Annotated in this window: 25 protein-coding genes and 1 tRNA gene; 17 read left to right on the top strand and 9 right to left on the bottom strand. The window is 64.4% G+C overall.

Annotation, left to right across the window (positions count from 1 at the left end; translation table 11 throughout):
- Positions 1 to 44: 44 nt before the first annotated feature.
- Positions 45 to 1,430, bottom strand: a complete 1,386-nt coding sequence (locus tag ABIA30_RS17565; protein WP_370067603.1) for a wax ester/triacylglycerol synthase family O-acyltransferase — start codon at positions 1,428 to 1,430, stop codon at positions 45 to 47.
- A 368-nt stretch (positions 1,431 to 1,798) separates the two neighbouring features.
- Here ABIA30_RS17565 and ABIA30_RS17560 point away from each other — a divergent pair.
- The 6 genes from ABIA30_RS17560 to ABIA30_RS17535 all read left to right on the top strand — a co-directional run bounded on the left by ABIA30_RS17560 (position 1,799) and on the right by ABIA30_RS17535 (position 5,292).
- Positions 1,799 to 1,881, top strand: a tRNA-Leu gene (locus ABIA30_RS17560).
- A gap of 548 nt (positions 1,882 to 2,429) precedes the next feature.
- Positions 2,430 to 3,002 carry an MspA family porin gene (locus ABIA30_RS17555; protein ID WP_370067704.1) on the top strand — a complete coding sequence of 191 codons (573 nt, stop codon included), beginning with the start codon at positions 2,430 to 2,432 and terminating at the stop codon, positions 3,000 to 3,002.
- Between the two features lie 26 nt (positions 3,003 to 3,028).
- A complete protein-coding gene (locus ABIA30_RS17550) occupies positions 3,029 to 3,658 on the top strand; it encodes a hypothetical protein (protein WP_370067601.1) in 630 nt (209 codons plus the stop codon).
- A gap of 17 nt (positions 3,659 to 3,675) precedes the next feature.
- Positions 3,676 to 4,050, top strand: coding sequence for a hypothetical protein (locus ABIA30_RS17545; RefSeq protein WP_370067600.1), 375 nt, complete (start codon positions 3,676 to 3,678; stop codon positions 4,048 to 4,050).
- Between the two features lie 152 nt (positions 4,051 to 4,202).
- Positions 4,203 to 4,760: a hypothetical protein gene (locus tag ABIA30_RS17540; protein ID WP_370067599.1), complete on the top strand. Its 558-nt coding sequence runs from the start codon at positions 4,203 to 4,205 to the stop codon at positions 4,758 to 4,760.
- A gap of 100 nt (positions 4,761 to 4,860) precedes the next feature.
- Entirely contained in the window at positions 4,861 to 5,292 is a 432-nt protein-coding gene (locus tag ABIA30_RS17535) for a DUF732 domain-containing protein (protein ID WP_370067598.1), read from the top strand.
- Between the two features lie 52 nt (positions 5,293 to 5,344).
- On the opposite strand, the gene ABIA30_RS17530 is transcribed toward ABIA30_RS17535, so the two are convergent.
- A complete protein-coding gene (locus tag ABIA30_RS17530) occupies positions 5,345 to 5,476 on the bottom strand; it encodes a hypothetical protein (protein ID WP_370067597.1) in 132 nt (43 codons plus the stop codon).
- A gap of 231 nt (positions 5,477 to 5,707) precedes the next feature.
- Between ABIA30_RS17530 and ABIA30_RS17525 the strand changes: the two genes are divergently transcribed.
- The 6 genes from ABIA30_RS17525 (at position 5,708) to ABIA30_RS17500 (ending at position 11,956) form a co-directional block, all read left to right on the top strand.
- On the top strand, positions 5,708 to 6,796 hold the full coding sequence (locus ABIA30_RS17525; protein WP_370067596.1) for a fatty acid desaturase: 1,089 nt from the start codon (positions 5,708 to 5,710) through the stop codon (positions 6,794 to 6,796).
- 52 nt (positions 6,797 to 6,848) lie between these two features.
- A complete protein-coding gene (locus ABIA30_RS17520; protein ID WP_370067594.1) occupies positions 6,849 to 7,577 on the top strand; it encodes a GAF and ANTAR domain-containing protein in 729 nt (242 codons plus the stop codon).
- 16 nt (positions 7,578 to 7,593) lie between these two features.
- On the top strand, positions 7,594 to 7,932 hold the full coding sequence (locus ABIA30_RS17515) for a hypothetical protein (protein WP_370067592.1): 339 nt from the start codon (positions 7,594 to 7,596) through the stop codon (positions 7,930 to 7,932).
- Positions 7,933 to 8,325: 393 nt separating this feature from the next.
- On the top strand, positions 8,326 to 9,471 hold the full coding sequence (locus ABIA30_RS17510) for a glycosyltransferase (RefSeq protein ID WP_370067702.1): 1,146 nt from the start codon (positions 8,326 to 8,328) through the stop codon (positions 9,469 to 9,471).
- A complete protein-coding gene (locus ABIA30_RS17505) occupies positions 9,459 to 10,481 on the top strand; it encodes a glycosyltransferase (RefSeq protein ID WP_370067590.1) in 1,023 nt (340 codons plus the stop codon). The genes ABIA30_RS17510 and ABIA30_RS17505 overlap by 13 nt, the downstream gene beginning before the upstream one ends.
- Positions 10,478 to 11,956 carry a glycoside hydrolase family 130 protein gene (locus ABIA30_RS17500; RefSeq protein ID WP_370067588.1) on the top strand — a complete coding sequence of 493 codons (1,479 nt, stop codon included), beginning with the start codon at positions 10,478 to 10,480 and terminating at the stop codon, positions 11,954 to 11,956. The genes ABIA30_RS17505 and ABIA30_RS17500 overlap by 4 nt, the downstream gene beginning before the upstream one ends.
- Positions 11,957 to 11,965: 9 nt before the next feature.
- Here the strand turns inward: ABIA30_RS17500 and ABIA30_RS17495 are convergent, their stop codons facing one another.
- The 5 genes from ABIA30_RS17495 to ABIA30_RS17475 form a co-directional block, all read right to left on the bottom strand.
- On the bottom strand, positions 11,966 to 12,835 hold the full coding sequence (locus ABIA30_RS17495; protein ID WP_370067586.1) for an NYN domain-containing protein: 870 nt from the start codon (positions 12,833 to 12,835) through the stop codon (positions 11,966 to 11,968).
- 66 nt (positions 12,836 to 12,901) lie between these two features.
- Positions 12,902 to 14,029: an FAD-dependent oxidoreductase gene (locus tag ABIA30_RS17490; protein WP_370067585.1), complete on the bottom strand. Its 1,128-nt coding sequence runs from the start codon at positions 14,027 to 14,029 to the stop codon at positions 12,902 to 12,904.
- A 16-nt stretch (positions 14,030 to 14,045) separates the two neighbouring features.
- Entirely contained in the window at positions 14,046 to 15,320 is a 1,275-nt protein-coding gene (locus ABIA30_RS17485) for an ABC transporter substrate-binding protein (protein ID WP_370067583.1), read from the bottom strand.
- Entirely contained in the window at positions 15,317 to 16,624 is a 1,308-nt protein-coding gene (locus tag ABIA30_RS17480; RefSeq protein ID WP_370067581.1) for an MFS transporter, read from the bottom strand. Before ABIA30_RS17480 ends, ABIA30_RS17485 begins: the two co-directional genes overlap by 4 nt.
- A gap of 42 nt (positions 16,625 to 16,666) precedes the next feature.
- Entirely contained in the window at positions 16,667 to 16,792 is a 126-nt protein-coding gene (locus ABIA30_RS17475) for a hypothetical protein (RefSeq protein ID WP_370067579.1), read from the bottom strand.
- A 76-nt stretch (positions 16,793 to 16,868) separates the two neighbouring features.
- On the opposite strand from ABIA30_RS17475, the gene ABIA30_RS17470 reads away from it, so the two are divergent.
- Positions 16,869 to 17,525, top strand: coding sequence for a DsbA family protein (locus ABIA30_RS17470; RefSeq protein WP_370067577.1), 657 nt, complete (start codon positions 16,869 to 16,871; stop codon positions 17,523 to 17,525).
- A 55-nt stretch (positions 17,526 to 17,580) separates the two neighbouring features.
- Complete coding sequence (locus ABIA30_RS17465) at positions 17,581 to 17,982, top strand: DUF4267 domain-containing protein (protein ID WP_370067575.1); 402 nt, start codon at positions 17,581 to 17,583, stop codon at positions 17,980 to 17,982.
- A gap of 54 nt (positions 17,983 to 18,036) precedes the next feature.
- Here ABIA30_RS17465 and ABIA30_RS17460 read toward each other — a convergent pair whose 3' ends face one another.
- On the bottom strand, positions 18,037 to 18,756 hold the full coding sequence (locus ABIA30_RS17460; RefSeq protein ID WP_370067573.1) for an ion channel: 720 nt from the start codon (positions 18,754 to 18,756) through the stop codon (positions 18,037 to 18,039).
- A gap of 147 nt (positions 18,757 to 18,903) precedes the next feature.
- On the opposite strand from ABIA30_RS17460, the gene ABIA30_RS17455 reads away from it, so the two are divergent.
- From ABIA30_RS17455 to ABIA30_RS17445, 3 genes are read left to right on the top strand one after another with little or no spacing between them, the layout of a single operon-like run.
- A complete protein-coding gene (locus ABIA30_RS17455; protein WP_370067571.1) occupies positions 18,904 to 19,902 on the top strand; it encodes a glycosyltransferase family 4 protein in 999 nt (332 codons plus the stop codon).
- On the top strand, positions 19,899 to 21,590 hold the full coding sequence (locus tag ABIA30_RS17450; protein ID WP_370067569.1) for an alpha-glucosidase: 1,692 nt from the start codon (positions 19,899 to 19,901) through the stop codon (positions 21,588 to 21,590). Before ABIA30_RS17455 ends, ABIA30_RS17450 begins: the two co-directional genes overlap by 4 nt.
- A 48-nt stretch (positions 21,591 to 21,638) precedes the next feature.
- The gene (locus ABIA30_RS17445; RefSeq protein ID WP_370067568.1) at positions 21,639 to 23,057 is read left to right on the top strand and encodes an SDR family NAD(P)-dependent oxidoreductase; all 1,419 of its coding nucleotides are present in this window, start codon (positions 21,639 to 21,641) and stop codon (positions 23,055 to 23,057) included.
- A 356-nt stretch (positions 23,058 to 23,413) separates the two neighbouring features.
- Here the strand turns inward: ABIA30_RS17445 and ABIA30_RS17440 are convergent, their stop codons facing one another.
- A complete protein-coding gene (locus ABIA30_RS17440) occupies positions 23,414 to 24,298 on the bottom strand; it encodes an HNH endonuclease (protein ID WP_370067566.1) in 885 nt (294 codons plus the stop codon).
- Between the last annotated feature and the right edge of the window lie 165 nt (positions 24,299 to 24,463).

Here is a 24,463-nt window from a genome sequence, read left to right as displayed (position 1 = left end):
GAGCGGGGCCGCGCGACGGGATTTCCCACCCAATGGGCGGCTGATCAGCCAGCCGCGGCGACCAGCTTGTCGAGTTCGGCGGTGGCGCTTTCGAGGATTTCCCATGGATCGTCGACCAGGTCAGGGTCGGCCTGGATGCCGACATCGACCGAATCGCCGTAGCTGAACACGGTGACGTTGATACCCATCCCGACGGTCAGCGGACCGACCGGCACGATGTGTTCGATCTTGGCGCCGGCCATGTAGAGCTGAATCGGCGGACCGGGGACGTTCGAGACGATGAGGTTGCTCGCCAGGGGCAGCTTGTCCTCGAGCTTGGCGGCCCGGAAGCCCTTGAACACCAGATTCAGCAGCACCGGCGGGGCGAAATCGGTCAAGCCGATGGATTGTCCGGCCTGCAGATCCTCGGCCAGCGCCTTGGCGCTGTTCATCCCGCTGTGGATGGCCGACAACCGTTCGGCCGGGTCAGCCACCTGGGTGCACAGCGAGGCGACCATCGTGTGCACGTGATTGCCGGGTGTCTCATCGCCCGCGTCGCGGGTGGACATCGGCACGGTGGCCAGGATCGGGTTGTCCGGCAGGGCGTCGCGCTTGAGCAGATAGCTGCGCAGTGCGCCCGCCACCACGCTCAGGATCACGTCGTTGACCTTGACCCCGAGGTTGTTCTTCACCTGCTTGACGTCGGCCAGCGGCAGCGAGGTGTAGGCGAAGCTGCGGTGTGAGCTCAGTGCGCCGTTGAAGCTGGTCCTCGGTGCGCTCATTGGGCGCGGCGGTGGGTCGTCACGCCGCAAGTGGCTGATGGTGGTCACCGCGTTGCGGATGGTCTGACCGAGGTACTGGACCGCCTTCGGCGGAGTGGTTGCCGCGGCGACGGTGCCCTTCGCGAACAGTTCCAGACTCGAGTGCCGGGGCTGTTCATCTTCCGTGGGCAGGTCCACCAGGGGCCTGTCGGCGTTCGGCGTCACGTCGCACAGCACGGACGACAGGCCGGCGCCAGAAACCCCGTCGACGATGGAGTGGTGGGTCTTGGCGACGAACGCGACGCGGCCGCCTTCGAGGCCCTCCACGAACCAGCTCTCCCAGAGCGGCTGGTTGCGGTTGAGCTGGCGGGCCAGGATCTCGCCGACCACATCGGCGAGCTCTTTGGCGCCACCCGGCGCGGGTAGCGCCGCCCGGTGGATGTGGTAATCGAGCTTGAACGCGGGATCGTCGACCCAGACCGGCCGGTCGAGCCCCAGCGGAACCTCTTGGATCCGGCGTCGGAACGAGGGGAGATAGGGCAGACGCCGGTCCAGGTGGTCCTTGAGGTGCTCGAAGTCGAATCCGGGTGCGTCGCTGGGGTCGAGAATCATCAACCCGAGCGTGTGTTGCGGCCACTCGGTGCCTTCCATCGATAGGAACATTGCGTCCATGCCTGAGAGGCGCTTCACACCGAACTCCATTCATTTTTGAGGTACTGCGAAAGTAGCGGCGGCGGGGGTCTATACCAGATGCCTTTCTCGGCTAGTGGTTTGTACTGGCGAGTGTTCTCGGCTAGTGGGAAACCGGCGAGTAGGTCGGACCGCCTGAACAGGACGTTCTGCCCGGCCAAAGCGGTATTTGATATTCGCCGGATATATTTTTCGAACCGGGTGAGAGCGCTGATCGTGCGATTTAGGTTGCGCCTGCAATTTGTGCCGAGGACTATGTGTTTCCGCGGTTGTCGAATTTGTCGAGTTCCTCGCCCATGGCCTGCCGCGCAGCCTGGGGTCTATCTGACGGATCCGGTGGCTGTGGTGCCAGGTACGATCGGCACGTTGCGGGCGTGGCGAAATGGCAGACGCGCGGTCTTTAGGTGTCCGTGTTCGAAAGAACGTGGGGGTTCAAGTCCCTCCGCCCGCACTCATACGTTGAGTCGAGTTGTCGATCCCAAGGAGCCCCGGCCAGTTGGCTGGGGCTTTTTTGGCGCGATCTACCTTTTTACGGAATCTGTACGTCGGAGCTGGTGACGCAGCGCGACTGCCCGTCTAGCGTGAGAGCGCGCCCGTCGAGGCGGACGCCGACGTGCCTTGTGTGAGGTGCGTTCCTGTTGGAAGCCGTTGTGGCAGTTGATGATCAGCTGGATGTGGAGGTGAGTATGGACGCGCCGGCGTGGTTCGGGCCGGTTCGCGAAACCCCTTATGTCACAACATGCTTCCAGCCGCAACTCGCGGGATTTTGGCTCGGATGACGAGAACTTCTTAGCGGTACCGCAACCAGCGGATAACAAAGTAGTAACAAACGCCAGGCTATATGTCCTTGCGGCAAAGACCGAACAAGCAACAAGGCCTGTTAGGCCGCTACGAAAGCTGAGGCATCGCATGACACAACTGTCTCTCCTGGGTTCCGTGACCCTGTCTCCCAAGCGGATCGCGGCTGTTGTTGCCGCGTCAATCTGCGCACTCGGAGTAATGGAGGCAACGCCCGCACACGCAGATCCTGCGGTGATGGCACCGCAGATCTACAACAAGGTGAGCCGGGATGGCTGGCACCTGCAGATCAAGATCGACGAGGAGTCGATCAACTCGGTGCCCAACCTGGCGGCGGCGGTGAACTCCCGGGAGGGCTTTGTGACGGCCTCGGGGACGGCGACCGCTACGGGTGGGGCGAACCCGATCACGGACAGCATCTTCATCCTGGGTTACCAGTTGGGTTGCCAGTCCGACGTTTCGACGGGTCTGCAGCTCGGTGGTACCGGTGGCCTGGCGGGTTCTGCTGGGCTTCCGCTCACCGGGGTCAGTGGTACCGCGGGTCTGGCCGGTTTCGTGCAGACGGTGGTGCAGCCCGGTGTGATCGTGGATCTGCCGTTGGCGAACATGTCGTTGGATGACAGCGGCACCGCCATGCTCGACATCGACAACATCCACATCAAGGCCGACGCCTGTGGTGGTGACGTCAACATCCGTTCCTACGCTTATCTGCGTATCTCGACCGCCAAGGAGCACACTGAGTTCGCGATCTATGGCGATCCCAGCAAGATTTGATGCGGATCGCAGAGAGGCGAATCGATATGTCAGTCAAGTCGCTAACGACTAAGGCACTGGGGGTTGCTCTCGGCGTGCTGGGGGTGGGGTTTGCCCCCGGTGTAGCCGGGGCCCAGCCGGCGCCGCCGGTGCTGCCATTTTTCCCGAGCCCGCCGGTGCCGTACAGCCCCACCATGGGTAGCTACACCTTTGCGCCCAACTGGATCACCAGCCCTCCGCCAGTGGGATTCGACGCTCGCGGTGTTCGTGCAGGAATCACCAATGACCCTGCGGCGGCGACCAGTGGCATGCCGGGCAGTGCGTTGGGGGTCAGTCCCAATAAGTCCAACCTGTTGACCTCCAGTAGCACGCGGTACCGGATCGGAGCAGGCATGGGCCCGAGCACGGCGCTGCCGTCGGTGGCGCCGGGTACCAACGTCGGGGCCGGTATGGAGGCTCCGGTGCTGGAGGATCCGGGCGGCGCGGCGCCGAAGTCGCCGGTGGCTGCGGAGTCGTCCGAGCCGACCGTGGCACCGGCCGTTCCGGGGCAGCCGGCACCGATCTTGGAGGCCGCGAGCGGTAGTGCGGCTGCGGCGACGCCTTCGCCGACGCCGACACCGGCTCCGTCAGGACCGCCGCCGCCAGAGGTGCCTGCAGCATCGGGGCCGCCGAACTAGTGGGACGGAGTATTGAATTGGCTGGGGCCATAGCGGTTTTCGCCGCTATGGCCGCTGGCTGCTCAGATCAGCAGGCGGGCTCGCCGGAGGCATCGCCGTCGGCGAGCAAACCATCGGCGACCGCGGCGGCCGGCACGTGTGCATTGCCGCACTTCGGTTACCTTCTCGAGTGGCGGCATGTGCCGGGAAAGCCAGACCAGGCATCCCTCATCAGCGACATCGACAAGGTGAAATGCGAACCCGCACTGAATAATTGGTCGGAGAACCTGCCGCTGGTACCGGGTGCTTGCTACACCATCGGCTGGGCCTCGGACAATGCCGGTTACGCTCTCAGGGCGGTGCCGGCGCCGCGGCCCCAGAAGGTGATGGACAAGATCGGCGACGGTTGTTGACGGTCGGAGAGTGAGTAGAGATGTTCACACGTACTTGGTGGATCGGTACGGCAGGCCTCGCGGCGTCGTGCGTGCTCCTGGCGGCTCCGGCCGCGGCGCGGCCGACGACTGATCTTCCGCAGTCCCCGGCGACAAGTTGTTCGGAGTCGATCGTGAGCGGGGGCACGGCGACCGCAATTCCGGTTATGGGTGATCCCACCGCGTACCAAAAGTGCGGGCCCGCTGGGCCGATCGGCATCAAGCACTGCGCCACCGGCTCGAATTTCGATGCGTCGACTGGTTATTGCGTTGTCAAGGAAGGCTCGGCGACCCTCGGTGTCGATGCGGTGTGGCAGGAGGGCGATGGCTCTGACTGCACGTCGGGTTGTCCTCCCCGGCCTATCAAGGTGCGCCTGACGTACAGCGGCAGCAGCGTCGGGATGGCGTCGGTGACGCTGACCGATCCGACTTCGCCCAACAATTCGTGGGGTGGATCGGCTTCTGCACTTACCGCGGGCGGTGACACCCACACGGTGGTGATCACCACGAACAAGCTGGTGCCGACCGCTCCGGACTGGACGCTCAAGCCGGGGACGCCCGTGCTGGTGCAGGGGTATCTGACGGACGGCAAGTCGAACCCGGATGGCGATCCCACCGTGGCGGTGGCGACGTTGAACCAGACGGTGACAGCTATCAGTAAGCCCGCAGCGGCCAGCGGCGCAACCTCGTAAGGAGGCCATGATGTTGAGTCGCATACTTCTATGCGCGACGACGGCGGTCGCACTGGCGATACCAGCGGTCGCACACGCGGACGCCCGCGATGATGCCTTCGTGAATAGCCTTGCCGACCAAGGGATTACCGGAGATCCGTCCAAGCTCATCTCTACTGCGCACACGGTGTGCACGACGAGTACCGAAGCGAATTCGGTGGTGCCCGCAGGCCTGGGGCGGATGATGCCGATGGGTTATGTCTTGACTTCGCTGCACCTGAACATGGGGCAGATCAATCAGTTCATGGACACCGCGCAGACAACGTACTGTCCGCCCGCGGCTGCGCCGGCTGCCCCGCCGCCACCACCGGGTGCTCCCGCTGCTGACCCGAACGCACCCGCTGACCCGAACGCGCCTGGTGCCCCGGTTCCCGCCTCTACGCCGGCCGGGGCCACGCTGCCGAATCTTCCCTCGGTCGCGGGGGTTTCTGGGCTCGATAGGTTCCCCGGGATGGGCAGGTTGACCTCGGCGCTGGGTGCTCCGCAGCAATAGCTCGCTTCACCGGCCGAGGCCGGTGAAACGAGCCGATTGGTCTTGACGCGGTTCAGCGTTTCTTGCCGTGCAGCGCATTCTCGATCGGTGCAGGGTCGGTCTTGGCGCGCTTATCCGCGCGTTTCTCCTTGAGCGACTTACCGGATTTCTTGGCCATGCTCTGCCGCGGGTTCTTGTCAGCCACAACGGGCCCCTTTGGTTGGGGGCCTGGGTGGTCCCTGTTACCCGACCATACGCGCACTTCGAATAGCCGTGCAATGTTGTGCGTCAACGGTGTTGATACCACCGCTGGGCTGCGGACATGGCCCATCGACGTTGCCGGGTGGCGGGCACACGGGCTGCCGCCTAGGCTGGTCTCAATACGCTCTAGGTGGCCTGGACCCTGCTACCGCACACAGACGGACCGGGATTTCAGGTGGCAATCAGCGACATCGCCGTATATGCACGGTTGAGCACGGCCGATATCGAGGCTCTTGGAGCCGAACTCGACACGATTCGCGCCGATATCGAGGACTCGCGCGGCGCGAAAGACGCGGCTTATATCCGTCGCGTCATCGCGTTCCAGCGAATTCTCGATATCGTGGCTCGGCTACAGATCGTCCGAAGCCGGTCCAGGGTTGGCTGGACTGTGGGCACGGTGGCATTGGCGTACGCGAAATCCGTTGAGAACATGGAAATTGGACACAATGTCTGCCACGGCCAATGGGACTGGATGAACGATCCGGAGATCCATTCGAGCACCTGGGAGTGGGACATGGTGGGGCCGTCGGCCCAGTGGCGCTACTCGCACAACTACCGGCACCATGTGTTCAGCAATGTGGTCGGCGTCGATGACGATCTCGGGTTCGGGGTGCTGCGGGTGACCCGCGATCAGCCGTGGAAGCTGGAGCATCTGTTTCAGCCGCTGCGAAATCTGTTGCTGGCCTTGATTTTCGAATGGGGGATTGCCCGCCACGGCTATCACTCCGAAACCGAACGGGCCGGCACCGAAGACGGTAGGCGGGCCGCGGTCAAGGCGATGCTGGCCAAGATCGCTCGGCAGACCGCGAAGGACTACCTCTTCCTGCCGGCGCTCAGCCTGCGCCGCTGGCGCCGGACTCTGACCGCCAATATTGCCGCCAATCTGCTGCGCAACCTCTGGGCATACGTGGTGATCTTCTGTGGGCATTTCCCCGACGGTGTGCAGACGTTCAGCCCCGAGGTTCTGCAGCAGGAGACCAGGGCGGAGTGGTATCTGCGCCAGATGCTGGGCGCCGCGAACTTCAAAGCTGGTCGGGTACTGGCACTTTCGAGCGGCAATCTGTGTTACCAGATCGAGCATCACCTGTTCCCGGATTTGCCGAGCAATCGGTATGCAGAGATGAGTGTGCGGGTCCGTCAGTTGTGCGAGAAGTACGACTTGCCCTACACCACCGGCTCGCTCGCACGCCAGTACCTGCAGACCTTGCGGACCAACTTCCGGCTGGCACTACCGGATGGTGGCTGGGCCGGCATTCGCCGATAACCTCCGCCGGCTGATCAGCGAGGTGGGAAGATCGGAGCCGGGAGGAAGAGCGATGGATCGCTACGAACGTCTCGCGAACGCATTCGTAGGCTTGGCGGACACCCTGGTCGCTGACTATGACGTGGTGGAACTCGCTCAGCAGCTGATCGACAGTTCCATGGCGTTGTTGCCGATTGCCGCCGCCGGGATCGTGCTCGGGGACGCGCGTGGCGCATTGCATGTTTTTGCATCGAGTAGTGAGCAGACCTGGCTGCTCGAACTGCTTGAGGTGGAAGGCGGCGCAGGCCCGTGCCTGGAGGCATACCGGACCGGGCAGGCGGGTTTCGTCGACGACCTCGGCGTTGATGCACAGCGGTGGCCGGCGTTCGCCAGGCAAGCCGCCGAATGCGACTTCCGGTCGATGTCGGCGCTGCCAATGCGGTTGCGAGAAGACCGGATCGGCGCACTCAACCTGTTTCGGACCGAGGTGGGTCGACTACCGCGGGCTGATATCGCGGTGGGTCAGGCACTGGCCGACGTTGCGACCGTTGGGATTCTGCATCAACGGATCATGAACCGCTCGGAGAGCGTCAACCAGCAGCTACAGACGGCATTGAACACCCGGGTCATCATCGAACAGGCCAAGGGCGTACTGGCCGAGCGTGGAACGCTCGATATGGATGAGGCGTTCCGGCGTTTGCGTGCCTACGCTCGCCAGACACATCAGCGGCTGGCCGACCTGGCCCGCGCGGTGGTGGACGGGGTGGACACCTTTGCCATCCTCAACGCCAAATCCGGATAGCGGTCACGCTGCCTGCATGGTGATTGTCGACTGGTGCGGGTCAGCAATTCTCTTGCGGAATAGCACAATTCATTTGGGTCGGGTTGAAACAGGGGTAGATCAACTGACGACCACATCAACGTTCAAAGACATCCTCGACTTTCGCGTCGGCCTGTTCGGCATCAGAGCTGACGTGATCAGCCTGTCGCCTTTCGCGTTGCATGTTGTCGCCGGTAGCCAGACCGAAGTAGCTTCGGGCGGCGCCCGAAGCGCCCCTTGCTTTTTGCGCCAATGTCCTACGGATGTCCATGCTGATTTCTCCAATGTCGTGACTAGGTCAGCCCGCGATCTGCTGACAGCGGTCGAATTACTTTGATCTCGTTGGCATTTAGTGAGGATGAGCGAGTTCTCTGTGGAAACATGCTCTGTCCCTTTAGATTTGGCGTGAGTTGCTCAACCGGGACGGCTGCGTGGTGCAAGTCAGGGCAATCCTGAATCGTCGATGCACCTGCGACGCTACACCTATTTCGAGTGCGTGAAGCCCGATATTGTGCCGGAGCGCGTGCAGGGCGCCGGTCTTGATTCGCTCAAGGCAGGTCCTGAGGGTGTAGCGTTGGGGCTAGTTGGGAACCCAAGTAAGTCCGGGCGCCGGAACCGTCCGCCGTTGATTTCCCCGAGCAGCAGCTCGCGCCGGACACATCGGTGACAACCATGCGATGGGATCACCTTGAAATCTCAACCCAGTCTTCAATTCTCAGGCACATCGGTACTGGATTATGCACGCGCTGGTGTGCCGACCTTCGGGATTCTCAGCACATATCCGCCCACTCGATGCGGTTTGGCGACGTTCAGTGCCGCCCTGGGCGACGGTTTGTCCGCCAATGGCGCTGACGTCAGCGTGGTGCGGGTCGCCGATGGCTTGTCCACCGATGACGGCCGCGTCATCGGTGAGCTGACCAACGGATCTGGCTCGTCTGTCGCGGCGGCCGCGGATTTGCTCAGCCGCAGCGACATCGCGGTGATTCAGCATGAGTACGGCATTTATGGCGGGCCCGACGGGGATGAAGTGGTCGACATCATCGGCGGACTGCGAGTGCCGTCGATCGTCGTCGCGCACACCATTCCCAAAGATCCGACGAGGCATCAACGTTCGGTGCTGGAAACAGTGATGACGCTTGCCGATCAGGTGGTCGTCATGTCCGACGCGGCCCGAGCGCAGCTGCGAGCCGGGTTCGACGTCGATCGTGGGAAGGTCACCACGATCTCCCATGGTGCGACCGTCCCGGCCACCGTCCACACCAAACGGGCGGGACGGCCGACACTGCTGACCTGGGGATTGTTGGGACCCGGCAAAGGGGTTGAGCGGGTCATCGATGCGATGGGTTCGCTGCAGGATCTCAGTGGCCGACCGCGCTATCTGGTCGCCGGTCAGACACACCCACGGGTGCTGGCCGCCGATGGCGAGGCGTACCGCGATGCCCGCGCCGAGCAGGCGCGGCTTGCGGGGGTGTCGGATTCGGTGCACTTCGATTCCACTTACCGCGATATGCCGTCGCTGACCGCGATGATGCTGTCGGCCGCCGCGGTGGTGCTGCCCTACGACTCCACTGACCAGGTCACCTCGGGCGTCCTGGTCGACACCATCGCCAGCGGTCGTCCGGTCATCGCCACTGCTTTCCCGCACGCGGTCGAACTCCTCTCCAGCGGAGCCGGCATCGTGGTCGCCCATGATGACCCCGACGCGATGCGGTTGGCGCTGCGGGCCGTACTGACCCAGCCCCGGTTGGCCGGAGCGATGGCTGCGGAGGCCCGCAGGATGGCACCGACGCTGTCCTGGTCGATTGTTGCGAGGTCGTATCAAGCTATGGCACAACGAATTCTAGGCAGCAGGCCGGAGCGGACGTGGCTGCGTTAGCGCCAGACCCGAGGTTCGACCATCTGCTCGCGATGACAGATCGGCTCGGTACCTTCGAGCATGCGTGCGGCGCCGAACCGCGGCGCGAACACGGTTATTGCACCGACGATATGGCCAGGGTCCTGGTGGTCGCCAGCCGTGAGCCGGACGCCGACGAAGCTGTGCGCGCTCTCTCGCGGTTGGCGGTGCGGTTTCTGAACGAGGCCCAGGCCTTCGCCGGTGGTTGCCGTAATCGGATGGACTGCAACGGCCACTGGACCGACGACTACGCGCTCGAAGACTGCTGGGGCAGGTGTCTGTGGGGCTTGGGCACGGCCGCCGCACACAGTGATGTCGGTTTGGTCCGGAGCCTGTCTGTCGTGCAGTTCGAGCGTGCCGCTCATGGTCGGTCAGCCTCGCCACGGGCCATGGCGTTCGCGGCGCTAGGTGCGGCCGAACTGCTCAGCGTTGAACCGCGCAATGTTGCCGCGCATAAGCTCATCGTCGACTACGCCGCAGGCGTTCCGGCACCCAGCAATGACGTCGATTGGCCGTGGCCTGAGGCGCGCCTGACATACGCCAACGCGCTGCTGCCCGAATCGATGATCGCTGCCGGGGCTGCACTCGGGGACTCGGCGTTGTGCCAGCGCGGGCTGGACATGCTGGAGTGGCTGGTCGACTGCGAGACGCGCGATGGCCACCTGTCGGTCACTCCGGTCGGAGGTTGGTCGGCCGGAGAGCCCAGGCCCGGCTTCGACCAGCAGCCCATCGAAGTGGCCGCACTGGCCGATGCGTGTATTCGGGCCGCAGCCGTCGACGCCAATGCGATCTGGCCCGATACCGTGCGGGCAGCCGTGGACTGGTTCCAGGGCGCCAACGACGCCGGAGCGGTGATGTGGGATCCCGCAACGGGTGGGGGATTTGACGGGCTGCACGCCGACGGAGTCAACCTCAATCAGGGAGCCGAGTCGACGCTGGCGGCGCTGTCCACTTTCCAGCTGGCGCGGCGCCTGGTGGCCGTGTCGCAATGACGTCATTGCGGTCGGGGCTGGTCACGCGAAGCCCATTGCGGTTGGCTGCGGACAGCACGCGGGTCATCACCCGCCTGTTCGTGCCGGGACAGGAAGGGTTCGAGCTCCAAGAATCTCGCGCGGGCGCCGTGCTGGCCCGGATCCTGGCGCTCGATGAGGCCGACGTGCGGGTCGCGCTGGACGACGTCATTGGTCGTTTCGACCGGCGTCACCGCGACCTGGCCGGCACCTTTGCCCGCCATGCCCGCGAACTCGCGGACCGGCTGGACCCCGGCATCAAGGTTTCTGCAGTACGAATGTTGTTGGTGGGTGCGACTTTCACCAACGAGGTCGCCATCGAGGGGGCCGCGCTGTGCAACCCGAGCATCGTCGCTCACCCGGATCAGGCGGGCACGGCTGCCGGCAGCCTGCGATTCGTCATGAGCGTGCGGGGGATCGGGGAGGGGCACCGATCTTCGATCGGTTTTCGCGTGGGCACCGTGGATGATGCGGGTGGCGTCACCATCGATGAGCGGACATCGTTCGCGACTGTCGGGACGCCATCTCCGACGCTGCTTGACGCGGGGGTGTTCCTTAGCGAGTTGGCCCGGCTCAACGACGCCGGTGAGGCCGCCGACTATGTGTTCGATGCGCTGGGTGACCAGTTCACCCGCGCCGATCTCGACGAGCAGCTGGACAGGTTGCGACGCAACCGCAGCACCCGTGTCCATGCGCCGGAGACCATCGCGCTGATCCAGGCGATAGCCGATCGATTTTATGGCGTCGAATTCCCATCCGACACAACGATTTCCGAGCGCGTACTGTGGCCCGCGACCGGCGCCGAGGCGGTCGGCATGGAGGACGCGCGGTTCGTCCGCTTTGTGGACGACGACGGCGCCGTCACGTATTACGCCACCTACACGGCATACAGCGGATCGCACATCAGCCAGCAATTGTTGACCACCAACGACTTCAGGTCGTTCACCTCGGCGCCGATGGTCGGTCCAGCCGCGGCGAACAAGGGGATGGCGCTGTTTCCCCGTCGGGTACGTGGGCGGTTCGCGGCGATGTCGCGGTCGGATCGAGAGTCGAACTCGGTTGCTTACGCCGATCAGCTGTCGGTGTGGTCGGGCACGTCGCCGTGTCAGTACCCGATGCAGGCATGGGAGACACTGCAATTGGGCAACTGTGGGCCGCCTATGGAGACCGACGCCGGGTGGCTGGTGCTCACCCACGGTGTCGGTCCGATGCGGACTTACTCGATCGGGGCGATACTGCTCGACCTAGAAGATCCCACCCGGATCATCGGCCGAATGCGGGAGCCGTTGTTGAGCCCCGCTGTCGACGAGCAGAACGGGTATGTGCCCAACGTGGTGTATTCGTGTGGCGCACTGGTACACGCGGACACCCTGGTGTTGCCCTACGGCATCGGCGACGCCGCGATCGGCGTCGCCACCGTGCCGCTGCCCGACCTGCTGGCGGCATTGCGTCCTTAGGTCAGCCGTCTATTGCGCGCCGTGCAGCCGCACCATCCGCGTCGTTGAGCTCTCGTCCAGTTCGACGACGTCGGTACGAGACCGCAAGAAGTCGCTGAAAGACCGGAATCCCAAGGACTTTTCGCTGAATGAGGGATCCATCCGCTTCATCTGCGCCTTGACCGCAGAGTTGTGCAGCCATTCGACATCATCCTTCTCCAACCCGATCTGCAGCGCGCGGGTCAGCAGTGCCGTCGCCGAGGTCTGTGGGTCTGGTGGCTCGGGCTCCTCGGATTCGGTCTTGGTGGTGCGGCGCTGGCGTTTCGGTGGTTCCGGGTCTGATGAGGGTTCCAGCGGCGGGATACCGGGCAGTGCGTCGTAACTGACGAACTCGTCGCAGGCCGCTGCGAGCGCCCGGCTGCTCGACCCGGCTACGCCGATCCCTACGACGTAGCGGCCGAGCCGCTTACAGCGTTGGGCCAATGGGATGTAGTCGGAATCGCCGGCCGCAATGACCACGTGGGTCAGGTCGGGCAGCCGGAACATGTCTTCCACAGCGTCGACGGCCAACCGGATATCGGCGCCGTTCTTGCCGTAAGCCGCAGCAGGGAAGAGCTGCACCAGGTCGACGGCCCGCCCCACGAGCTGCTGGCGGTACCCCGCATTGACGTCGGCGGACCAGTCGGCATAGGCCCGGGTGAGTACCAGCGTGCCGAAGGACGAGGCGAAGTCCAGCACGGCACCGACGTCGACGGTGGCACGGGTCAATCGCTCCGGCTCGAGTCCCTTGGCCTTGTCCTTCTGAAACGAGTTGCGGCCGTTCACCTGGTCATAGCGGGAAATGACGATGTTGTCGAAGTCGAGGTAGACCGCGACGCGGGTGGCACTGGTGTCCGTCATGAGCCCAGTCTGGTCTAACGACGGGGGTGTGGGTACCAATAGGGCACCTTGGAGTCCGCGTCTGCGTCAATCTACGGTGACAATATCGGTCAGCCTGAGACTGACAGCGGCCCGCCGATCGGCATAACTGCGTGACACACGCTGGATTTCGGCGGTCTGTTCGGTTCTGATGCGCTGGTAGCGCTGCAGCGCTTCGCTGAACGCGCCGTCCCGGACCGAACCGATCTGCGTCGCCAACTCGCCGGCATCCTGGATGGCCTGGTTGGCGCCCTGCCCGCCGAACGGCGTCATTGGATGTGCGGCATCTCCGAGCAGAGCAATCCGTGCGGTGGTCCACCGGTCGATCGGGCTGCGGTCGTACACCGGATGCATGTAGACCGGGCTCGTCGCGGCGCGGATCATCCGCCCGACCACCGGATCGAACTCGTCGAACTGACGGGCCAGCGCCTCCAGGTCGGCCCGGGCGGACCACAGATGCAACGGCGGCTCGTCCACCCCGAGGGTGGCGTCGACCGCGACCTGCCGGCCGGCGCGTACGGGCATGGAGATGATGTGCTTGGCGTAGTCCGCGGAGTGCCAGGACCGGAGCCGGTCGTTGGGGCCGTCGACGCAATCGACGGGGCTGACCGCCCGGAAGATCACCGACCCGCAGTAGTGAATGTCGTCGTCGCTGAACATCTTTCGCATCGTGGACCGCAGGCCGTCGGCGGCGATGACCAACCCGGCCCGGGTCGCGGCCCCGTTGGCGAATGCCACGTCGACGTGATCGTCGTGCTCGCTGATCGTTTCGAGTTGGTGGGAGAGCCGGACGTTCTCGGGTCCAACGGCGGAGACCAAGAGCGCGTGCAAGTCGGCGCGGTGCACGGTACGCGGTGAAACCTCGGCGTCGGCGTAGCCGAATCGACCATGCTCGGCGCCGGCCTCGGGGGTCGCAGCGTAGTCGGTGATCTGCTCGAGTTCGCCGTTCTGACTGCGGGTCTCGAAATACGGCGTGGCCGAGGAGATTGCGTTGAACTGCGCCAAGATGCCCCACTGGTCGAACAGTCGCAGAGTCTGCGGGGAGATCCCGAGCGGGCCGCCGACCTCGCCCAGTGCGCGGGTCTTGTCGAAGACGATGGGATGAAAGCCGTGGTGCTGCAGGGCAACCGCGGCGGCCAAGCCACCGAGGCCGGCGCCGATGATGATGATTTCCATGGTTGGCCTTTCGGGACTAGGGGATTCGGGTCAGGGCTTCGGTGTCGAGGTACACACCCGTGAGCCCGGGTCGATAGCTGGCGACGGTGCGGACATTGCAGATCGGCAGCCAGAGGCCGGTTTCGGTGATGTGTCGCTGGATGTCGTGGACGAGCTCGCGGCGAGCGGCGGGGTCTGCGGCAGTCAGCTGGGCGTCGAGGAGGGTGTCGAGTTCATCGGGGACGTTGCGGCGGTTCATGTTTCGTTGTGAAAAGGCGAATTGATATCGCAGCGCATCGGGGTCGCCACCGGTGAAGTAGAAGAACCGGAAGTCGTACTCCCCGTCGAGTTGTCGCGCGCGTAGCTCCGGGAAGTCGACGTCGGCGAGCCTGAGTTCGACACCGTGCTCGGCCCACTGTGCGGCGACCGCGGCGAGGAGTTCCGCGTCGATGGGGGAGAAGGTGCTGTTGAACACCACCTCAAATGAGAGCCGTCCCGCGTTCGCGGCGTCAAGCAGTCGCCGGGCGGTATCCGGATCGTATTTCAGTTGGGAATCTTGGTAATAGAGCGTTGACGGCGTCAGCACCGATGTCGCGACGGTGTATCCCGTGGGCTGCAGGATCGACTGCAGCGCGCCGCGATCGATCAGCAGCGACAACGCGCGGCGCACCCGGGAATCGGTCAGCGGTCCGCGAGAGGCGTTGGGGCACAGTCCGTAGCTGATGCCTGGGTTGTGCAGCTCGGCGAGCGTATGGCCAATGACGTGGCCCGCATACAGCTCGCCCGAGCCGGCCTTGCGGAACGCAACGCGGCGAACACCGTCGGTAAGGACTGCGCCGTCGGCTTTCCACCGACCGGTGCCCAGTCGCGTGTCCGCCGCAGGCTTGCTGATGGCGAGGTTGACGCTGGTAAGCGATCGCAGGAACGCCGCATTGTGCCGGGCGAAGTGGAAGGTGACGGTATTGGAACCGGTCTCGATGCGGTCAAGTCCGGCGAGCGCCGTCACGGCGGCCGGTAGCGGTGAAACATGCCGCAGTGTCATGACTTCGGCGAAGCTCGCTGCGACGGATTCAGGGGTGAGCGGCGTGCCGTCGGAGAATGAGCGGTCGGTGCGGATGGTCAATTGCAGTGTGACGGGGTCGCGGTAGCGCCACGCGGTAGCCAGCCATGGCGTCAGCTCTCCGGTCGATGGTTCGACGTCGAGCAGGCTCTCGTAGACCTGACGGCAGAAGGTCTTGGACATGCTGTTGTAGGCCAGGCGTGGATCGTCGGTGAGTTGGTCGGTGGGCCAGCCGAAAACAAGATCGGTCATCCTGTGGTGACCAATCGCGCTGTGCGCCAAGCCGAGTAGGCTGCTGTCGCGGCCACCAGCCCGAGCGCCGCTACCAGGGCGGCCACTGCGCCGAACATGCCGGTATCGAGGCCCTGGATCATCGTCGCACCGACCGTCACGCCGATCGCGGCGCCCAGCGCCCGCAGATAGTGGTAAACGCTGGAGTCGAACGGTATGTGGGTGGAGTTGCCGATCACGTTGGCGGCCAACGAGCTCCAGAGGAAGCCCATCGCGCAGCCCATCAGTGCGGCGGTGGCGGGCAGGACTGGCAGGGCGATGCTGAGCCCAGCCGCGACCAGGCAGAGGGTGCCCAGGAAAATCAGCCGGGTGTTCTTGCGGTTGGTGCCGGGCCGGCCGAGTCTCAGCATCGGGATCAGGCCGGCGAAGAAAGCCATCGGCACGAGAAACAGTGCGGAGCGGTAGGAATCGAGCCCCCGTACTTGCTGCACGAAATACACCACGGAGAGCGTGAAGACGTTGGTGGCGATGCCGGCGAGGAAGATCACGAGGAAACTCGGGTAGAGGATCGATTGGAATTGCCCTGTGCGCCGGGCGGTTTGGCGACAGACGGCGACCACGCCGATGCCGAGTAGTACGGCCGCGGCGCACAGCGCGACCTTCAGGGAGACCGTCTCGGCCAGGCCCGTAGCGAGGAAGATGGCGGTGAGCAGCAGGGCCAAGCCGATCACCGGGGCTGCCGCGCGACCGGTCGGTTGATCGTGCTCGACGGTGGTGCCGGGTGCCCGCGCCATGAGCGCCATCGCCGTGAGTGTGGTCACCACCGTTTCGTACGGGAAGGAGCGCCAGCCCCACGTGTCGTTGAGCACCGCTGTGATCAGCGGCGAGCACAGTGCCGACGCCGACACCACCAGGCCCCAGGTGCCGAGCACTCTCGCGTGGTGATCGGGATAGAACTGCGCCCGGATGATCCGGAAGATCTGCGGGGCCAGCACCGCCGACGCGACGCCCTGGAGGAACCGGATGGCGATGAGCACCCAGAACTGGGGACTGAAGCTCGCGGCCACACCGAGCGCCGCCACCATCGCGGAGGCCGTGAAGAACGTCGCGGTGGGGGAGTGCCGTTGCAGCATCAAGCCGGCCGGCAGCAACGCCAGGCAGAACCCGGCAAGGAATGCCACCCCGACGTAGGAGGCCTGGGCGAACGGGATGCCGAAGTAGTCGGCAATCGCTGAGTTCAGCAAGACGGCCGACGAGGAATTGGAGTAGAGCGTGTACTCGGTCAGGTACAGCGACGCCGCAACGGCGTACAGGGACGGCTTCATGGTGCCTCGAAGCTGATTGGAGGGTCAGTTGGGTCGCGAAAGCTAACCCGAGATCCTCTTCAGCGGTGCCAGGCGGGCGCGGTTCCAGATCGAAGCCAGCAACGTCGGTGCGAACGACGAATCAGCCCGCACAGTGCGTGCGGGTGCTCCATCGAATCCGGCGCCCATGACCCACATGGTACCGAGGGGCTTGCCCTAAGGGTCAACCACGGGCGCCTGTCGGGTGACACGTCATGATGGAGCCATGGCTCGGTCGACGATGAACAGGTTGTTCGCGGTATTCGGTGTGATTGCGGCGCTGCTGCTGTGCGGCCCGATTGCCGGGCAGGCACATGCGTCCGCCGCGGCTCCGGCCGGGGACATCATCTCCATCGGCGATCCGAACGCGCTCGGGCAGATCGATCTCTACGTGGATCCCATGTGCCCCTTCAGCGGGAAGTTCATCCGGGCCAAGGGCGACGAAATGGGGCGGCGCATCGAAAACGGCGCGTTGCACGTCAACCTGCGATTCGTGAACTTCCTCGAAAAGTTTTCGGCCAGTGGCACATACGACCGCCGGACGATCTACGCAGCCTACGTGGTGGCCGATCAGTCGAGAACGAGCGACGTGACATGGCGCTTCGTCCAGCAGATCTTCTCCGCCGAGCAGCAGCCGAAGGAGAAGGGGCCGACCGACCTCGACAATGACCAGTTGGCCGCGTTGGCGGACCGAGTGGGCGCACCGCAAGCTGCGCTGGATCTGATTCGTCTCGGACTGCCCGTCGGTTATGACCCGCTGGCGATCGGGCACAACAACCTGGTGCTGCTGCACGAGTTTCCGGATCCGGGTGTGCCCATGGTGGTGATCAACGGCAAACCCGTGGACGGGGATTCGGACTGGCTGGGGCAGCTGCCGAGCTGAGGAATGCGCTGGGTTTTGCCTACCGGCAGGGGAGCGAGGCCCTACGCTGCGAATCATGTCGGTCGACCGTGCTGGGCTGCTTGTCGGTTGTATTCGTCTCGCGTCGGGGGTCTCGTTTCTGGTCGATCCGGTCCGGGCGAATCGGTTGTGGGGTGATCCTGACGAGCCGAAGGGATCGACGCTGCTGTTGTTGCACTCGATGGGCTACCGCGATGCTCTGATTGGCGGGCTGCTCGCGGCAGTGGCGTTGCGTGGCCGGGACACCCGCGGTTGGTTCCTTGCTTCCGGTGGGGCGGATGCGGCTGATCTGTTGGGCGGGTTGGGCATTCATCATGAGATGAAACCGTCGCAGAAGTACATCGGGCTCGGGGGCGCGGTCGTCGGGATCGGTGTTGGGTTGTGGGGCGCGACGCGGCGCAGGACATCCGGCGCGGCGGTGGACGAACTGTCTCGCTGAGTCCTTGCCGTTCGGCATCGCTGGCCATCCGCACGCGACAAGTCCCAGACGGTGTCATTCCTTTCGCTGCAACAACTCCCGTATTTGGGCGAGCTCGCTGTGCAGCGCGTCGATCTGGGCTGCGGTCGCGGCGTTGTGGGCTTGGTCCTCGACCGCCACGGTCTGGACGATCCAGGAGGCGATGGTCGCGGTGATCGTGCCGACCAGGCTGATCCCGCCGATCATCATCAGGCCGGCGATGAATCGCCCCGTGGTGGTCACCGGATAGATGTCGCCGTAGCCGACGGTGGTGATGGTGGTCATGGCCCACCAGATGGCGTCGCCGAAGTTGGTGATGTGGGTGCCCGGTGCCGTCCGCTCGGTTTGCAGTACGGCTAATGCTCCGACGTACACGAGTAGGACCGCGCCGCAGACGGTATAGATCACCACTCGGCCGCGGATCGCGTTGCCGACCGCTTTCTGCAGGGCACTGACCAGGACCACCAAGCGGATCAGCCGCAGCGGCCGGAGCACGGGCAGCAGCACCACAGCCAGGTCAATCATGTGGTGCAGGAACCACTTTCGCTTGTCCGGGGCCAGATACAGCCGCACGAAGTAGTCGACGGTGAACACCGCCCAGGTCAGGAACGTGGCCAGGCTGACGGCGCGTTGGAGGATGCCGGTCGGCTGCGCCAGCACTTCGACGCTGTACGCGACGAGGAAGGTCAGGGCTACCGCGGCCAGCGGCCATTCGGCGTGCTGTTCCCATTTGTCGAGGCGGGCTTGGGTCGTCACGCCACAAAGTGTGCGGTACTGGCGCGCGATTCGGGCGGCGGATGCTACGAATGCCTCTCGTAGCCCGATCTGCAGAATGGGACCGCGTAGGGTGAAGAGATCGATATTCCCGAGCGTGTCGAGGTCCGCGACCCTATCCGAGTTGCCGTGCTGGCGCCGATCGCGTGGCGGACACCACCCCGTCACTACGGGCCATGGGAGCAGTTCGCCTCACTGCTCACCGAGGGGTTGGTGGCCGCCGGGCATCACGTCACCCTGTTCGCCACCGCCGACTCGATCACCACGGCCAACCTGCACTCGACGTCCGCCTGTGGCTGGTCCGAAGACGAGTCGATCGACGCCAAGGTCGCCGAATGCCTGCACATCGCTTCGGCGTTCGAGCGTGCCGACGAATTCGACGTGATCCACAACGGATTCGATTTCCTGCCGCTCACCTACAGCGATCTGGTCGGCACACCGGTGGTGACCACGATCCACGGTTTCTCCTCGAGCAAGATCGTTCCCGTCTACCAGCGCTATAACGGCGCGGGCGCCTACGTGTCGATCAGTGACGCGGATCGACATGCGGGTTTGCACTACGCCGCGACCATCCACCACGGCATCGATATCGACGGGTTCGAGGTCCATCCGGATCCTGGCGATCATCTGCTGTTCTTCGGCCGGATCCATCCAGACAAAGGCACCGCGCAGGCGATCGAGGTGGCCCGCCGGTGCGGGCGCCGGCTCGACATCGCCGGGATCATTCAGGACGAGGAGTACTTTCGCGACGCGGTTGAGCCGTTCGTCGATGGCGAGCGGGTGCGCTACCTCGGCGCCGTGGATGCCTGCAGGCGCGGTGAGGTACTGGGTGGCGCGCATGCGCTGCTGCACCCGATCGACTTCGATGAGCCGTTCGGCTATAGCGTTGTCGAGGCAATGGCTTGTGGCACACCGGTTATCGCCAACGACAGAGGCTCGATGGGCGAGCTGATCGAGCACGGGGTCACCGGCTATCTGGTCGACGGCACCGATGCCGCGGTGGCCGCGGTCGGTGCGGTCGGCGGGCTCGATCGCCGGCAGATCGCCGCGCTCACCGCGGGCCGCTTCACGGTCGCGGCGATGGTCGACAAGTACGTGGACGTGTACCGCAAGGTCACTGGGGCGTGACCGACGCGCCGTGGTGGAAGTCGGCCGTCGTCTATCAAATCTATCCACGCAGCTTCGCCGACTCGAACGGCGACGGGATCGGCGATCTGGGCGGGATCCTGGAGCATCTGGACTATCTGGCCGAACTCGGCGTCGACGTGATCTGGTTGTCGCCGATCTACCGTTCCCCACAGGCCGACAACGGCTATGACATCAGTGACTACCGCGACATCGACCCGCTGTTCGGGACTTTGGCCGATTTCGACGAGTTGATCGCTCAGGTGCACGCGCGTGGGATGAAGCTGGTGATGGACCTGGTGGTCAACCACACCTCCGATGAGCACCCGTGGTTCGTCGAATCGCGTTCATCGAGGGACAACCCGAAGCGGGATTGGTACATCTGGCGCGACGCCCGCGACGGCGCGGAACCGAACAACTGGGGCTCGTTCTTCAGCGGACCGGCGTGGACGTGGGAGCCGGCCACCGGCCAGTACTACCTGCACCTGTTCGACCGAAAGCAACCCGACCTGAACTGGGATAATGCGCAGGTACGAAAAGCGGTGCAGGACATCATGGTTTGGTGGTTGGACCGCGGTGTCGACGGCTTCCGGATGGACGTCATCAATTTCATCTCGAAGGTCGACGGGCTGCCCGACGCGGTTCCCGTCCCGGGCCGGCGCTTCGTCATCGCCGTCGACGGATTCGTCGACGGGCCGCATGTGCACACCTACCTTGCCGAGATGACTCGCAACGTCTTTGCTTGCCGTGAAGGCGAATTCATTACTGTCGGTGAGATGCCGGGCGTGACGCCCGAGCAAGCCCGGCTCTACACCGATCCGGCGCGCGGTGAACTGGATATGGTCTTTCAGTTCGAGCACGTGTCCGTCGATCAGGGCCCCGCGGGCAAGTTCGATTATCGCGGACTCGACCTGGTCGTCCTGAAGAAGGCGCTGCACCGTTGGCAGGCCGCGCTGGCCGAAACCGGGTGGAACAGCCTGTACTGGAACAACCACGATCAGCCCCGCGTGGTGTCCCGGTTCGGCGATGACGACCCTGCTTACTGGGCCGCCTCGGCCAAAGCGCTCGCTACCGTGCTGCACGGCATGCGCGGCACCCCGTTCGTCTATCAAGGCGAAGAACTCGGAATGACGAACTACCCGTTCCGAAATCCGCACGATCACAAAGATCTTGAGGCCGTCAACTACTACAACGAGGTGGTCGAGCGGGGCGGCGATGCGGCCGCGGCGCTGGCCGGGCTGGCAAAGATGAGCCGCGATAACGCTCGCACACCCATGCAATGGGACGGGGGACCGGGCGCCGGATTCACCTCCGGTGAGCCGTGGCTGCCGGTCAACCCCAACCACAGTTGGCTGAACGCCGAGTTCCAAACGGGCGCAACGGATTCGGTCCTCGCGCACTATCGTGCTCTCATTCGGCTTCGCCACGAGTTGGCCGTCTTCGCCGATGGTGACTTCACGCCGTTGATGGCCCAGGATCGGCAGATCTGGGCTTACACCAGAGCCGCGGCCGGCAGACAGCTGCTGGTGATCGCGAACTGCGGACGCACCCCTCGGACGGTCGAAGTTGGTCTGGAATGGATCTCGGCCGAGCTGTTGCTCGGTAACCTGTCCGGCACTGCGACCACATCGACATCGACGTCACTGGAGCTTCTTGGGTGGGACGCGCGCATCTACTCGGTCGGGGAGTAACCAACCGTCCCGCGTGTGGTCGCGCCCAAGTCCCCGTACCCTTCCACGGTGACCGCGATCGATCCCGACCAGCTCAGCACCTGCCTGCGGGTGCTGTCTGAGGTGCAGGCACTGCCGCCCGAGCATCCCGATGCCGTTGCTGTGCGCCTGGCCACCGCGGGCCTGTTCAAGGCGGTGAAGAAGGCTCGCCGGAACGCCAAACGCGACGCGATCTCGGCTGCTGACCGCGCCGTCATCGCCGTCACCGCCACTGGCGCGCCCGGACGGATCGACGACGAAACCGAGGGTTTGCCGCTGGTGTCCACCGCGGTCGGGGCCAGTGCGGGCACGCTGCTGCGCCCGCGGGCCTGCTATATCTGCAAGAACCACTACACCGTGGTCGACGCGTTCTACCACCAGCTTTGTCCGGAATGTGCCGCGTTCAACCGGGCCAAGCGGGACGCCCGCACCGACCTCACCGGGCGCCGCGCCCTGCTCACCGGCGGGCGCGCCAAGATCGGCATGTACATCGCGCTGCGATTGCTGCGCGACGGCGCGCACACCACGATCACCACCCGGTTTCCCAACGACGCGGTGCGCCGCTTCGCCGCGATGGAGGACAGTGCCGACTGGCTGCACCGGCTGCGGGTAGTGGGCATCGACCTGCGTGACCCGGCCCAGGTGGTCGCCCTGGCCGACGAGGTGGCCGCGCAGGGTCCGCTGGACATCCTGATCAACAATGCGGCCCAGACGGTGCGCCGGCCGCCAGGCTCCTATGCCGCACTGGTCGAGGCCGAGCGCACCCCGGCTCCGGCGTTGGTGGACGTGGTCACGTTCGACCATGTCAGTGATGCTCATCCGCATGCCCTGGCCGGCAGTCTCGGTGAGCACCCGGCGGCTCACGCGCTGACATCGCTCGCCCTGGTTGCGCGCAGTGCCTCGCCGGAACGGATCGCCGCCGGGACTGCCATTGACGCCGGTGGGCTACTGCCCGATACCGCATCGGTCAACAGTTGGACCCAGCGCGTGCACGAGGTCGACGCGATGGAACTGCTCGAGGTGCAGCTGTGCAATCAGACGGCGCCGTTCATTCTGGTGAGCCGGCTGCGCCCGGCCCTTGCGGCATCACCCGCCCGGCGAAAGTACGTGGTGAACGTGTCAGCGATGGAAGGCCAGTTCAGCCGTGGCTACAAAGGGCCCGGGCACCCGCACACCAATATGGCCAAGGCCGCGCTGAACATGTTGACCCGCACCAGCTCTGGCGAAATGTTGGAGCAGGACGGCATCTTGATGACCGCGGTCGATACCGGCTGGATCACCGATGAGCGTCCGCACCCGACCAAGCTGCGGCTGGCCGAGGAGGGCTTTCACGCACCGCTGGATCTGGTGGATGGTGCTGCGCGCGTGTATGACCCGATTGTGCGAGGGGAACTGGGCGAGGATCTCTTTGGGTGTTTCTTGAAGGACTACTCGCCGAGTAGCTGGTAGGCGGTGCGCCGGACCAACTTGCGTACCGGCAGGGGAGCGAGGCCCCACGCTGCGAACCATGTCGGTCGACCGTGCTGGGTTGCTTGTCGGTTGTATTCGTCTCGCCTCGGGGGTTCGCTGGCGCCGATCAGGTTTGGCCGCGCCCACTGCAGGGTGCCGGTCATGATCTCGACCACGATTCTCGAGGTGGCCTCGGCGCCGTCTCGACTGGTGCGTGGTCGCTCCGTGCTGGCGCGCCGCCACCTCCGGCAGAAAATATACTGTCAGTTAGCTGTGCCTTGTGCCAACAGACCGATTTTGGCGGCATGTGATGCCGACTAGCTGGTAACGCCGTGTGACGGTGCGCGTTGCTGTCGTCAGCCGGCCGCGCGAAACTCGTTGAATCGCTCCTCAAGGCGATCTCTCGCTGGTTGATCACTCGTGCGCGCCGGAATTGTGATCGTCCGCCCATTCATCTCTTGAAGGCCGTGCCGCAGCATGGGACCGTCCACTTCCTCCATGAGTTCGCGATTGATGCGGACGACGTAGTTGGAGTCGATACCTAGGAGGTTGGCGTCGTAAGCCGCGTGATGAATTTTGCACAGGCTCAGCCCGTTTTGGACGATGGGCACGCCATGTGGCTTGTTGTCTCCGATGATATGAGCTGCATCTAATAGCTTTCCGTGCTTCAAAGTGCATACGGCACAGCGTTGTTCGTAGGCCATGAGGATTCGGCCTCGGAATTCCGGTTGGTGGAGGCGAAGCTTTACGGTGCGCTCGGCGTAATCGCGTTCAGCAGGCTTTAGGTGTAGCGGGTCTGGAATGAATCTGAGGCTTTCGTCGAGCGCGAGGATGAATCGGCGATTGGGCATGTCATCGGCGACGACCCAAACTGGGAAGACCGGAACGTAAATGCCGTCTTTTATCTTGCGTAGCAAGATAATTGGTAAGTCGAGTTCCCGAGCCCGGCGGAGCTTGCGATTGTCCCCGTCGACACTGCCTGCGCGGTAGTCGTACGCGAACAACGAATCGCTGATGTCCGCATCCGAGTAGGGTCCGCTCGGGTTGGAAACTACTGACAGCGTGGCGTTCAGCTCGCGCGGGTTCCAGATGCCACGATTGCGGTCGATCGCCTTGTGGATTTCGCCGTTTACGGAGATAGATTCCAATTCGGCGCGGGTGACGACGCCGCGATCGGCGACTAGCTCGGCCAGCCGATCGAAAATCATTCCGCGGAGCAGCCGCTCGGCGTTGCTTTCCATGCGTGGAGTCTAGGTCCAGGGCTATGGAGTCGTGAGCTGCTCAAGTCGTCACTGGGCGCTGAGCGTCCATTGTTGACCGTGGCCGCCGCTATCGAATCAGATGGCGCCGGCCCGCACGCGGTACCCGGCGTCGACCAGGTTTGTGACTGTGGGCGCGCCGGTGTT

The organism is Mycobacterium sp. MAA66, from assembly GCF_041261665.1.
In the GTDB taxonomy this organism is placed as follows: Bacteria; Actinomycetota; Actinomycetes; order Mycobacteriales; family Mycobacteriaceae; genus Mycobacterium.
This window is presented reverse-complemented; position numbering and strand designations above follow the sequence as displayed.